This window comes from Streptomyces sp. NPDC086080 (genome assembly GCF_044540255.1).
In the GTDB taxonomy this organism is placed as follows: domain Bacteria; phylum Actinomycetota; class Actinomycetes; order Streptomycetales; family Streptomycetaceae; genus Streptomyces.
The window spans coordinates 182584-194307 of sequence record NZ_JBITRU010000014.1 but is presented as its reverse complement, the minus strand read 5'-3'; the positions used below and the strand labels follow the sequence as shown (position 1 = coordinate 194307).

At 72.6% G+C, this 11724-nt stretch carries 12 protein-coding genes; 5 read left to right on the top strand and 7 right to left on the bottom strand.

The genetic code is table 11. The features are described from left to right. From ACIF9R_RS18925 to ACIF9R_RS18905, 5 genes are all read right to left on the bottom strand, one after another. On the bottom strand, positions 1-1693 hold a 1693-nt coding region (locus tag ACIF9R_RS18925), incomplete at its 3' end, for a lipid II flippase MurJ (RefSeq protein ID WP_399981142.1). Further along, positions 1690-3033, bottom strand: a complete 1344-nt coding sequence (locus tag ACIF9R_RS18920) for an O-antigen ligase family protein (protein ID WP_399981140.1) — start codon at positions 3031-3033, stop codon at positions 1690-1692. The genes ACIF9R_RS18920 and ACIF9R_RS18925, both read right to left, overlap by 4 nt. A gap of 6 nt (positions 3034-3039) precedes the next feature. Then, a complete protein-coding gene (locus ACIF9R_RS18915; protein WP_399981137.1) occupies positions 3040-4470 on the bottom strand; it encodes an exopolysaccharide biosynthesis polyprenyl glycosylphosphotransferase in 1431 nt (476 codons plus the stop codon). Continuing rightward, positions 4467-5711, bottom strand: coding sequence for a glycosyltransferase family 4 protein (locus tag ACIF9R_RS18910; protein WP_399981135.1), 1245 nt, complete (start codon positions 5709-5711; stop codon positions 4467-4469). The genes ACIF9R_RS18915 and ACIF9R_RS18910 overlap by 4 nt, the downstream gene beginning before the upstream one ends. A gap of 44 nt (positions 5712-5755) precedes the next feature. Then, the gene (locus ACIF9R_RS18905) at positions 5756-6847 is read right to left on the bottom strand and encodes a DUF3344 domain-containing protein (protein WP_399981133.1); all 1092 of its coding nucleotides are present in this window, start codon (positions 6845-6847) and stop codon (positions 5756-5758) included. A gap of 320 nt (positions 6848-7167) precedes the next feature. Between ACIF9R_RS18905 and ACIF9R_RS18900 the strand changes: the two genes are divergently transcribed. After that, positions 7168-7899 carry a hypothetical protein gene (locus ACIF9R_RS18900; protein ID WP_399981130.1) on the top strand — a complete coding sequence of 244 codons (732 nt, stop codon included), beginning with the start codon at positions 7168-7170 and terminating at the stop codon, positions 7897-7899. 158 nt (positions 7900-8057) lie between these two features. Then, the gene (locus tag ACIF9R_RS18895; protein WP_399981128.1) at positions 8058-8330 is read left to right on the top strand and encodes a hypothetical protein; all 273 of its coding nucleotides are present in this window, start codon (positions 8058-8060) and stop codon (positions 8328-8330) included. A gap of 185 nt (positions 8331-8515) precedes the next feature. On the opposite strand, the gene ACIF9R_RS18890 is transcribed toward ACIF9R_RS18895, so the two are convergent. Then, on the bottom strand, positions 8516-8755 hold the full coding sequence (locus ACIF9R_RS18890; protein WP_399981125.1) for a chaplin: 240 nt from the start codon (positions 8753-8755) through the stop codon (positions 8516-8518). A 314-nt stretch (positions 8756-9069) separates the two neighbouring features. Between ACIF9R_RS18890 and ACIF9R_RS18885 the strand changes: the two genes are divergently transcribed. The 3 genes from ACIF9R_RS18885 (at position 9070) to ACIF9R_RS18875 (ending at position 10623) form a co-directional block, all read left to right on the top strand. Then, positions 9070-9342, top strand: coding sequence for a hypothetical protein (locus ACIF9R_RS18885; RefSeq protein ID WP_399981123.1), 273 nt, complete (start codon positions 9070-9072; stop codon positions 9340-9342). A gap of 613 nt (positions 9343-9955) precedes the next feature. Further along, complete coding sequence (locus tag ACIF9R_RS18880; protein ID WP_399981120.1) at positions 9956-10225, top strand: hypothetical protein; 270 nt, start codon at positions 9956-9958, stop codon at positions 10223-10225. A 122-nt stretch (positions 10226-10347) separates the two neighbouring features. After that, positions 10348-10623, top strand: a complete 276-nt coding sequence (locus ACIF9R_RS18875) for a hypothetical protein (RefSeq protein ID WP_399981118.1) — start codon at positions 10348-10350, stop codon at positions 10621-10623. A gap of 70 nt (positions 10624-10693) precedes the next feature. On the opposite strand, the gene ACIF9R_RS18870 is transcribed toward ACIF9R_RS18875, so the two are convergent. Then, a complete protein-coding gene (locus ACIF9R_RS18870) occupies positions 10694-11683 on the bottom strand; it encodes an alpha/beta fold hydrolase (RefSeq protein WP_399981115.1) in 990 nt (329 codons plus the stop codon). Positions 11684-11724 lie beyond the last annotated feature (41 nt).

Here is an 11724-nt window from a genome sequence, read left to right as displayed (position 1 = left end):
TTCTGGCCGGGTTGTCGGCTGGGTTCTCGGTCGGGGCCGTGGTCGGGAGCCCGGCCCGTCGGACCGAGACGTGGGCCGGGCCGCTGCCCGGGGCGCTGACTGGGCCCTCGTCCGAGCCCCGGGCCGGGGCGCCGGCCGGGACGCCGGCCGGGCTCCCGTCAGAGACGCCGGTGGCGGGTTCCCGGCGGTCGGCGCGCAGGCCCGCCAGCAGCAGGACGGCCGTGACGGTGATACCGAGGGCGTTGGCGGCGGCGATCCCCGCTACGCCCCAGTGGCCCACGGTCACGGCGCCGGTCAGCGACGTCACGGCGATGCCGGCCGCCATCACGCCGACGGGGTACCAGCTGGGGCGGCCCGCCGAGAAGTAGCAGCGGACGAAGGCCCCCACGAGGGTCTGGCCGAGCAGACCGAGGGCGTACACGCGCATGACGTCCGCCGTCGCGGCGGTGTCGGCGGCGGTGAACGCGCCCCGCTGGAAGAGCAGTCCGATCATCTGAGGGGCACAGGCGATCACCGCGCACATGCCCAGCAGCACCACACAGGAGGCCAGGACCAGGTCCCGCTCCACGCGGGCGCGGGCCCGCCCGGTGTCGCCGTCCGCGAGGGCACGGGCCACCACCGGAAAGGTGACGGTGCACACCATCAGCGACAGCGTCATCGGGATCTGGGCGACCTTCTGCGCGTAGTTCAGGTGCGAGATGGCCCCGGCGGGCAGAGAGGACGCCAGGAAGCGTTCGACGAGGACCTGCGACTGACGGCACAGCGCGAACAGCAGCACGGCGGCGATCAGGGCGAACCGCACCGGCCGCGCCACCTCGTCGGCCGGTGCGGTGGCGGTGGGCTGTGCCGTGCGTGAGACCAACTGCCGCCAAAACGAAGGCAGTTGGACTGCGACCATCAGGCAGCCGCCCACCGCGACCCCGACCGCGGCGGAACGCACCCCCCACTCCCCACCCAGCAGGAACATCATCGCGACGATGCCCGTGTTGTAGGCGACGTAGATCGCCGCCGGCGCGAGGAACCGGCGGTGCGCCCGGAGCGCGGCGCTGCAGTACCCGGCCAGCCCGAACGCCAGCAGGCTGATCGCGGTGAGCCGGGTGCAGTCGACGGCGAGACGCGGATCGGGCAGGCCCGGCGCCAGTACCCGGACCAGGTACGGAGCCCCGGCGGCGGCCAGCGCGGCCACCGCGGCGAAGGCCAGGCACAGCCGGGGCAGGGTCGCCCGGACCAGATCGCGCACCGGGTCGCCGGGCACGCCCCGGGCGCGCCCGGCCAGCGCCACACTGAACGCGGGGATCAGCGCGATCGCAAGACCGTCCTCGATCAGCAGCGTGGCGGCGATCTCCGGCACGGTCCACGCGACGAGGAAGGCGTCCGTGTCGCTGCCGGCCCCGAACAGCCGCGCCAGCGACTGGTCCCGCACCAGCCCGAGCACCGAGCCGGCGATGGACAACGCCGCGGTGACCAGAGCGGCCCGGGCGAGGAACCCCCGGGACGCCGTGCCTCCCGGCTCCTCGCCGTCGCCCGCCCCGGCCGGGCGCGACCCCGGTCCACCGGCCGTACGCCCGCCCGTCGCGGGGCGGAGGACCAGGTCGGCACCGGGCGCGCCCGGTGGGCGTCCGTCCGTCATGAGGCCGCCGGGCTCCGGGGCACCGGGGCCCGGGCCGGCCGGCTGGGAGGGCAGTGCCGTCATCGCGCCACGGCCTCCTCGAGCCGCCCGGGAACCGCGTCCCGGCGGGCGGTGTCCGGGCGTTCGTCACGGGGGAGGGCCCACCACGCCGTCAGGCCCAGGGCCATGCCGGTCAGAACCGTCGAGGGGCCGCCGATGTCGCCGTACACGAAGTCGGTCAGCTGCCAGAGCAGCAGGCCGCAGGCGATCAGGGCACAGTCGAGGCCGGGGCCGCGACGGCGGACCCGCAGCAGTCCGCGCACCGCGCACACCAGCAGCGCCAGCCAGCTCCCGGTGAGTGCCGTCAGCCCGATCAGGCCCTGCTCGCTCAGCACCAGCAGATACATGCTGTGCGGCGAGAGCAGCGCCTGCTTGTGGTACGTCTCGCCCGCGCCCTCGATGTCGCTGCCCGAGGACAGCGCCAGCGTCGCGTGTCCGTCGCGGTACTCCGGGAAGCCCTTCAGCCCCACGCCGGTCAGCGGGTGTTCGCGCCACATGCCGGTGGCCGCCGCCCACAGGGTGTACCGGTCGACCACCGACTGGTCCGGGGCGTCGGCGACCTGGGTGATGCTGTCGATCCGCTCCTGCAGCATCACCGTACCGACCCCGAACCCGCCCATCAGGATCACCGCGGAGGCGACCACCACCGCCCCCACCTTCAGCGCCCGCCGCAGCCCCGCCAGGGCCAGCTGCACGCCGCACGTCAGCGCGGTCGCGATCCAGGCGCCCCGGCTGAAGGACAGCGCCAGCGGCAGCACGAGCAGCACCGCGCACCCGGCCGCGGCCGCCCGCTGCCACAGCGGCGCCCGCCCCAGCGCGAGACCCACCGCGCACACCAGGCCCAGCGACACCGCCGTGGCCATGCCCATCACGTCCTGCGCCCCGAAGGTGCCGACCGCCCGGACCGTCTCGCCCTGGTAGGAGGCGCCGGTCCCGGTGACGTACTGATGCACGCCCACGGCCCCCTGCCACAACGCGAGCCCCACGAACGACCAGGCCAGCACCCGGAAGTCGGCCCGCCCCCGGAGCAGCACCAGCACGGCCACCGGGACCAGCACGAAGACCTGCAGATAGCGGCCCATGCCGCCGAGCCCCGCCGCCGGCGAGCCCGCCCCCATGGCGGCGAGCGCCAGCCCCACGACCGGCAGCCCCAGCACCACCGCCGCACGGGGCGACAGCGGGCGTCGCCGTTCGCGCAGCAGACGGATCAGGCAGTACCCCACCACCAGCGCGGACACCACGTCGGCCGGCCCCGCGCCGTCCCCCGTCGGCGGCAGGGCCGGCAGCGCGACCACCGCCACCAGCGGCAGCACCGGCCCGAGCGCGGCGGCGCGGCGCGGCAGCGGGAGGAGGACGTGGCTCACGTGTCGTCAGCTCCCCGTCGGACGGACCAGCGTGGCCGCGGTGCGCAGCAGGATGCAGACGTCCTGCCACAACGACCAGTCGTCGATGTAGGCGTTGTCGAACCGGCAGCGGTCCTCGATGGAGGTGTCGCCGCGCAGCCCGTGGATCTGAGCGAGCCCGGTGATGCCGGTACGCATCCGGTGCCGGGCCGCGTAACCGGGGTAGGTCTGGCTGAACTGAGCGACGAAGTAGGGACGTTCGGGACGCGGGCCGACCAGGCTCATGTCGCCGCGGAGCACGTTCCACAGCTGGAGCAGCTCGTCCAGCGAGGTGCGTCGCAGCATCCGGCAGAACCGGCGCATCTCGTTCTCGTCGGCCACGCTCCACCGGGTCGCCGACTCGTGCTCGTCGACCGGGCGGTGGGTGCGGAACTTCAGCAGCGTGAACGGCTTGCCGTCGCGGCCGATGCGCTCCTGCCGGAACACCACGCCCGGCCCGTCCCAGATCCGCAGCGCCACGGCGCACACCAGCAGCAGCGGGCTGACCAGCAGCAACAGCGTTGCCGACACCGCGATGTCGAGCATCCGCTTGCCGAAGCCGCCCCCGCGCGCGGGGGCGAGGTCCAGCCGCCGGCAGGAGAACCCGGCCAGCCGCTCCCGCGCCGGGTACGGCGCCGTGTCCGCGTCGACCTCCCACACCACGCACCCCGCGTCGGCCAACATCCGCAGCAGCGACCCCTGTTCGGCACGTACCGAGGGGTGGACGGTGAGCACCGCCCGTACCCCGTTCTGGATGACGGCCCGCTCGACCTCCTCATCCGTGCGCAGCACCGGCACGCCCTCGCCGCCTTCGGCCTGCGCGGCGACGATCCCCACCGGCCGTACCCCGCACCGCGGATGGCGCAGCACGGCGGCGGCCACGCGCTGCGCGGTCGCCACCGGCCCGACGACGAGCGCGGTGTGCGGATGCCGGCGCAGCGCCGCGCGCCGCCGTCCGTGCACCACCGCGCGCAGGACGCAGCCCGCCGTCACCTGGGTGGCGAGGCCGGTCAGCACGGTGCCGGCGGACAGTGCCTGCTCCGGCCGGTACGCCGCCCACAGCGCCGCGGTCGCCAGCCAGGCGACCGCGGCACGGCCGAGGACGGCGGGCACCTCGTCCAGCAGCCCCGGCACCGCAGGCCGCGCGGTGCGCGGTCGCAGCAGCAGGGACGCCGTGATCAGCAGGGCGAGGAGCGACGGGTGCGACCGCGCGGTGGCGAGCACCCCCGCGGCCAGCAGGATGGCGGCGCCGTCCGCTGCGAGCAGCGGGAGGGGTGAGACCGCGGGCCGGTCCGGTGGCCGCGAGGCGGGCAGCCGACGGCCGCTGTCGGTGCCGCGCGGCGGCAGGACGGAGACGGGCGAGGATGCGTGCTCCCGTGGCGGTGCGCCGGGGGAGGGCACGGTACGTTCGGCGGTCACGAGTGGATGGACTCCCTGTGCTCGGTGGGCTCGACGCGCGGTGTCGTCCGGTCGGCCTCGGCGCTCCCGCCCGTCCGGTGCCGGCACGACTGTGCCCCGGCGGGCGAGGTGTCGAGCAGATCGCGGTAGACGTCGGCGACTGCCCTCGCGGTGTGCCGCACGTCGTGGAGGGACAGCACATGGCGGCGGCCCCGGTCGCCGAGGGACGTACGCAGCGGCGGGTCGAGCAGCAGCGCTCCGACCGCCCGCGCCAGGGCCCGGGGGTCCTCCGGCGGCACCAGACACGGGCCGGCGAAGGAACGCGGCAGGCTTTCCCGGGCGCCGTCGACATCGGTGACCACCACGGGCCGCCCGCAGGCCATGGCCTCCAGCGGGGCCAGTGCCATGCCCTCCCAGCGGGACGGCAGGACGACCAGATCGGCGGCCTGGTACCAGGGCGAGACGTCCGCGACGGCCCCCGCGAACAGCACGGACGCGGGGGCGGCCGCGCGCAGCCGGTCGCGGTCCGGCCCGTCGCCGACCAGGACGAGACGGGCGTCGGGCACCTGGCGCAGCACGGCGTCCCAGGCACGCAGCAGGACGTCCTGACCCTTCTGACGGCAGAGCCGGCCCACACAGACGGCGAGCGGTGCCCGCGCGCCGAGCCCCGCCAGCGGTGCCAGCCCGGCCCGTACGGTGTCGGCGGGGGCCGGGCGGAAGTGCTCGGGGTCGATGCCGTTGGGTACGACCGCCCACCGGCCGGTGATCCCGGCGTGCACACCGGTGGCGCGTTCCGCCTCGCTCACACACAGCACCCGGGCGGCCCAGCGGGCCGCCCACCGTTCCCACCGCAGCGCGAGCGCCGCGGTGGAGCCGTCCACTGCCTCGAACGACCAGGCGTGCGGCTGGAACACGGTGGGGATCCGCCCGCGCACCGCGAGCCGTCCGGCCAGTCCGGCCTTCGCGCTGTGCGCGTGCACCAGATCGGGGCGCACCTCGCCGAGCAGCCGGGTCAGCTGCCGTACCTCCCGGGCGAGCGAGGGCCCCGGCGACCGGGTCGCCCCCCAGTGCCGCACCCGCGCGCCCAGCGACCGCAGTCGGCCGCTGAGTGCGCTGTCCGGACAGATCACGGTGACGTCCAGGCCGTCCGCCAGCTGGGCCCGGACCAGGTCCGTCACGACACGGGCGACCCCGCCGTCCACCGGCTGGGTGAGGTGCACGACCCGCGGCCGGCGGCCGGGCACCGACAGGTCCGCGAGCACGGTGTCCTCACTCCCGCAGGTGTCCGGAACGGGCGGCGACGCGCTCACCGACGGGCGTCGACGGCGGCGAAGAGCACGCCCGCCCACGCGGTGTCCCGCTGGGACGTGAGCCGGAAGGTCGCCCGGTCACCGGCGCGCGGCAGGACCCGCCCGAGGTCGAACACGTCGGAGTCGTAGCCGAGGGTGTTGGCGTACGCCGGTACCCGCGCCGGGGCCGTGCCCGAGGGGTCGGAGATGGTGGAGTTCAGGACGTCGTCGAGCGGATTGGCCCCGTCGCCGAGCGCGGTGGCCGGGGCGTCGCCCGCGGTGAGGACGAGGGAGTCGCCGGCGGTGCCGCGGTCGCCGTTGTAGGCCACCATGCCCACCCGGCCTCCGGCGTCCGCGGCGAACGGCAGGTCGCGCAGCGGGAATTCCGCGCCCGAGCCGGAGCCGAGCGGTGCGAAGCCGTCCCAGACGGAGAGGTGCCGCAGCGGTTCCGCCGGGTTCTCGTACGCCACCACCAGGGTCCAGCCGCCCCAGGCGCCGGCCGCCGACCTGCCGCCGGCCACGTTGAGCTGCGCCACCGTGTACAGGCCCGGCGCGCTGTCGCGCACCAGCCGGGTCACGTCCGCCGAGGCCTGGAAGGCGTCCGCGCCGTCCGCCACGCGGTGGCCCACGACCGAATCCGCGAGCAGCTCCTTGTAGTCGCCGCCGGGCTCGGCGATCAGCACCCGCTCGTTGTCCGCGGCCGGCTTCTGCTCGCCCACCAGCAGATTGCCCCCCCAGTACAGGCGCGCGTACGTCACCCGGGAGCCGGCGGGCAGTTCCACCTCCGCGCGGGAGGAGTTGTAGGTGTTCGGGTCGCTGTCGACGTCGATGTACCCCATGTCGAAGTCGCCGTTCACGCCGTGGGCGTCGCCCGCCTGCACCCTCCGGCAGGAGGACGCCGGGATACGGCAGGTGGCGGAGGAGTTGGCCGCGCGGACGATGTTGCCGTGCTGGAGGACCCGGTACCGCTCGCCGAAGGCGAGGTGCTCGGCCTCGGGCGCGGGCGCGACCGGCGCGGCGGCGGCGGGGCCGCAGGGTGCACACAGCGCGGCAAGGGTGAGGACGCCCGCCGTCGCATGGCGAAGCAGCTGACCCAGGGTTTGGCGCATGACCGTCGGAGCCTTTCGGAGCGGGTGGCGGCGGCAGGCAGCGGGGACGAGTGCGATGCGTCCGCCCATGAGCGTGCTTCGGAGGATCGCAACTCTAGTCACCAAACGGACAAATTCACCGAAATACGGTGAAGGGTGGCAAGTGTGTTGGAATCGTGAAGCCAGGTTTGCGCCGCGAAGGGTCCCGCACACCGTCTCGGCTGCGGGAACGCGCAGAAGGGTGAGAGGGCGGGGAACCGAAAGGCGTACGCCCGGTTGCGGGAGGCCGGAGGCCCTCTCACGGTGGGTCCGAGATCCGGAACCCCGCGAAAGGAACCTTCATGCGCGCTCTGCCGGCACGGCGTATCGCATGCGGCGCACTGTGCGCCGCCCTTCTGGCCGGAGCCACCGGCCCCGCCGCCATGGCGGCCGACTCCGCCCCCGGACGCGACCGGGCGGCGTCGTCCGCCGAGCTGCTCACTCGGGCCGGCACGGCCGACGCGCCCAGGGGTGACCTCGCCCCGGTCGTGGACCTGGTGAGGGCCGTGCTCGAGGCGGACGGCGGCCAACTGCCCCCCGACCGGGCCGCGCGACTGGGTGACGCCGCGCGCGCCGCCGTGGCCGAGGCGGACGACGACGACCCGGCGACCGTGATCAGCACGACGGTGACCACCACCACGGCCACGTCCAGTACGAGCACGTTCACGACGACCCCGGCCCTCGTCCCGCCCGCGACGACCGCGCAGGCGATCACGGCCCCCGGGGTGCTCCTGCCGGCGGCCGACACCGCCGCCGACCCGACGGGCGACGCGCTGGACGCCGTGCGCGAGGCCCTCGACGGCCTCCTGGAACTGCTGTCCATGGACGACAGCGCGGCCGCCGATCAGAAGGACGATCAGGAGACGACCGCGGCCGACGACCTGAATGACCGCCTGGACGATCTCATCGAGGCGCTGACCGGCGCGGACGCCGAGGTGTCCACGCTGCCCGCACCGGCCGGGGCGACGACGCCGGAGTCCACCACGCCGGCCACGCTCCCGGCGCTCATCTCGCTCCTCCTGCCGACGTCGTGACGTTCGTTCGAGGCGGCATGCACCCCATCAGTCGTTCATAGATTTCATATGAGGACTTGGCAATCTTCGGCCTCCCGGTTTCCGCTCGCGCCGGGGATCGTTGAGCACGGCGACAGAATTCCCCTCCGGCGCCCCGCGTTGCCGAAGAAAGGAACACGATGAAGTCCCTGAAGGCTGCCGCCGTCCTTGCCGGGTCCCTGATCGCCGCCGGTGTCGCCGCTCCCGCACACGCCGCGGACTCCACCGACCTGGCGTCCACCGGCCTCGACACCGGCCTGCGCACCGCGGTCCCCTTCGAGCTCATGCCGCTGTACGACTCGGACTCGCTCGTCGACTCCAAGGAGGACTCGGTGCTCGGCACCACGAAGGAAGCGGCGGCCGTCGTGAACGAGGCCAAGCCGGTGCACGGCGACGTGGGTCTGCGCGCCTGAGAACCAGGCCCCGCGGCATACGGCCCCCGGACTTTTCCGGGGGCCGTATCGCTGTGTGTGACCGTTCCCATTCTTCTTTGGCGCGACCGTTCCCCGGAAACGGCGAGAGCCCCGGCGCGCGGGGCGGCCGGGGCTCTCGGGGGGTACTACGACGGACGTCCGCAGTCGTAAATCCCTGTAGTGCGTTACTTGTTCACGCAGACGTTGCCGGCCGCCGGGTTGAGGAAGCCGACCGCGTTCACGGTGTTGCCGCACACATTGACGGGCGCGTGGACCGGAATCTGGACCACATTGCCGGAAGCGACGCCGGGCGAGTGGACCGCCGCACCCTCGGCGCCGGAGTGAGCCGAGGCCATTCCGGCGCCGCTGAGCACCACGGCGCCCGTGCCGAGAGCCAGGGTCGCCACCTTCGCGATGCGAGACATCACGTTCTCCTTACTGGTCTGTTAAACGCGGCAGCATGAGCGGCCGCACTCCCCGCTCAACGCGGGAGGCCGGTCCGGGTCACGGGGTATGTCCAGGGATCACTCTTTGATCCATGTTTGCGGAGGTGGCGGCCCCGATGTGCCGTTGCCGTTCGCCCGTCCGATGCGACCGTTCAGGTCCATGACCTGCATCTTCACAAGAAACATACGCATTTGGGAGTTTTGGCTGTCAAAAGTCGCAAAGGTCGCTTACGTTAGCCATCGTCAGTGACCGGTCCATTACGGACTGTGTCCACTCGAGAAACGGAGAGGTAATGCGCAAGTACCAGAAGGCTGCTGTCGTCATGGCCATGCTCGGCAGCGTCAGCTTCCTCGGCGCCGGCGCGAGCTTCGCGGGCGAGGGCCCGGAGTTCGAGCTCAACAACAAGCAGGCCAACGCCTGCTCGCAGGAGAACACGATCCAGGGGCTCGTCAACGTCACCGACGTCAACGTCCCGATCGCCGCGCTCCTGGGCCTCAACAACGTCGAGGACTCCACCACCAACGCCGTGAACTGCGCCAACGGTCTCTCGATCGGCGGCAACTGATCACTGCCAGGTGAACTGGCTTGTCCCGGGGCCCGGACCAGACTGTCCGGGCCCCGGGCCTGTCCGGCTCCACGACTGGTTCACACGTCCGGGACCGGCGCGCCGTCCAGGTGCCGGAAGCGATCGTTGGGAGAAGGTAAATGATCAGGTCGAGAAGTGCCGTGGCCGTGGCCGCGGGGGTCCTCGGGGGCCTTGCGCTGATCGGTGCCGGCGCCGTCCAGGCCCACGGCGCCGAGGAGCCCGGTGGGTGCGTCGACGACGGCAGGGGCACGGTCCGCTGCGTGCAGGTGAGTGAGGAACGGCTCACGGTCGGAAAGGACGGGACGGTCCGCCGCTCCACCCGTGGTTCCCAGCCGGCGTGCTCCACTTCGGCCGGCAGGATTTCGTGCACCAATGACGTGAGCACGACCCATAAGGAATCGACATCCCGTCCTCGGTTCGTCGGTTATTAGGATTGCCGAATGGGCGCTTTATTGCGCCACACGAGCCTATTCGGGGTAATTCCCGAATTCGGCGTTTCACCTACTGATTGTCGCAGTTGATTCGCCTATTCTTGGTGAATGTCAGGGGCCGGTCCATTGTGGACTGTGTCAACGCGAGAAATGGAGAGGTAATGCGCAAGTACCAGAAGGCCGCCGTCGTGATGGCCATGCTCGGCAGCGTCAGCTTCCTCGGCGCCGGCATCAGCCACGCCGGCGACGAGCCGAGCGCTGAACTCAACAACAAGCAGGCCAACGCCTGCACGCAGAAGAACACGACCCAGGGTCTCATCAACATCGACAACCTCAACCTCGCGCTGGCCATCCTGGGTCTCAACAACATCGAGGACTCCGACACCGACGCCGTGCACTGCGCCAACGGCCTCGCGCTCGGCGGCGAGTGACCAACTCCGGGTGACGCGGCAGGTCCGGGGTCCCGGCTGATGTGCCCGGGCCCCGGATCTGCTCTGTTCGGAAGCAACGCGACTTCGCCCACCGCGGGGTCGACCGTGAGGGAATAAGGTAAATGATCAAGTCGAAGAAGATCGTGGCGGCGGCCGTCGGGATCCTGGGAAGCTTTGCCCTGATCGGTGCCGGGGCCGTTCAGTCCACGGGCGCCGAGATGGCGCCCCGGTGCGCCGACGACGGCCAGGGCAACGTTCGCTGCGTGCACCACGAGTACCGGGTCACCACGGACGATTACGGAAAGCTTCGCGTCAACAACGAGTCGACGCAGAACTGCACCGGGTCCCACGGGATGTCGTGCGTGTCGAGCCTGACCGTCCCCGGCGAGAAATCCTGACGCCTCCGCGGCCACGGGGAGGGGCCGGGAACCCGACATCGGGTTCCCGGCCCCTCCCCGTGGCGTTGCGTCAGACCGCCGCCGGAGCGTTCGCGGCGCACGGAACCTCGACGGGCGTGCAGTACGGCAGGTCGTCGACGGGGCGGTCGGTGCAGAAGCGGGCGATCAGGTCCGCCGACTCCTCCCTGCGCTCGACCGTGACCAAGTGGTCCGCCTCCTTGACGGTCGTGAACAGCGCGCCCGGCATCGTCGCGGCGAGTTCGCGGCCCATCGGCGGCGTGCACAGGGTGTCGTACTCCCCGGTGAACACCAGGGACGGCACGGCGGGCACCGGCAGGGGCCGGTAGCAACCGTGTGTCACCAGCCTGGTGTTGTGCTCGACCGCCTTGTGGATGTCGTCCGGCGTCTGGTTCATGAACTGGTGCTGGAGCAGCCGTGCCACGGCCGCGTGCCTGCGGACCCTGCCGGCCTCCGGGTGGGACATGAACAGCCGCACCAGCCCTTCGGCGGCCTGCTCGATGTCGCCGCGCTCCAGGGTCTGCGACAGCCGCGGCACGGCCTCCCGGTAGAGCTCGGGAAGCCGGATCGCCGCGGCGCCGAAGACGATGCGCCTGATCGACCCCGGGTGGCGCTGCGCGAAGCGGAGGCCGACGACCTCACCGAAGCAGCCGCCGAACAGATTCACCCGAGGCACACCGATGTCCGTCAGCATGTGCTGGACCGCGTCGGCGAGGAAGTCGATGTCGTACTCGGCCGGGAGGAAGTCCGAACCGCCATAACCCGGAAGGTCCACGGTGATCAGCGTGCACAGCGGGGCCAGCCACCTCTCGTGGCTCTGCCAGGAGTACCGGTTCTGCGACGAGCCCCCGAGCAGCAGCAGCGGGGCCGTGCGCGGGGCGCGCTGGTGGACGATCCGGCACGTGTAGGCGAACCCTCCGAAGGAGAGCCTCCGCTCCTCCACCTGACCCGGCGCCGGGGTGACCCGCCCCGGTGCTGGGGGGAGGGACCCGAAGAGCCCCGTACGGGGCGGGTCCTGGGCGGCGATGACGGCAGTGCGCATGAGCGGCTCCGGGAATGGCGCAACGACGGGAACCGCTCCAT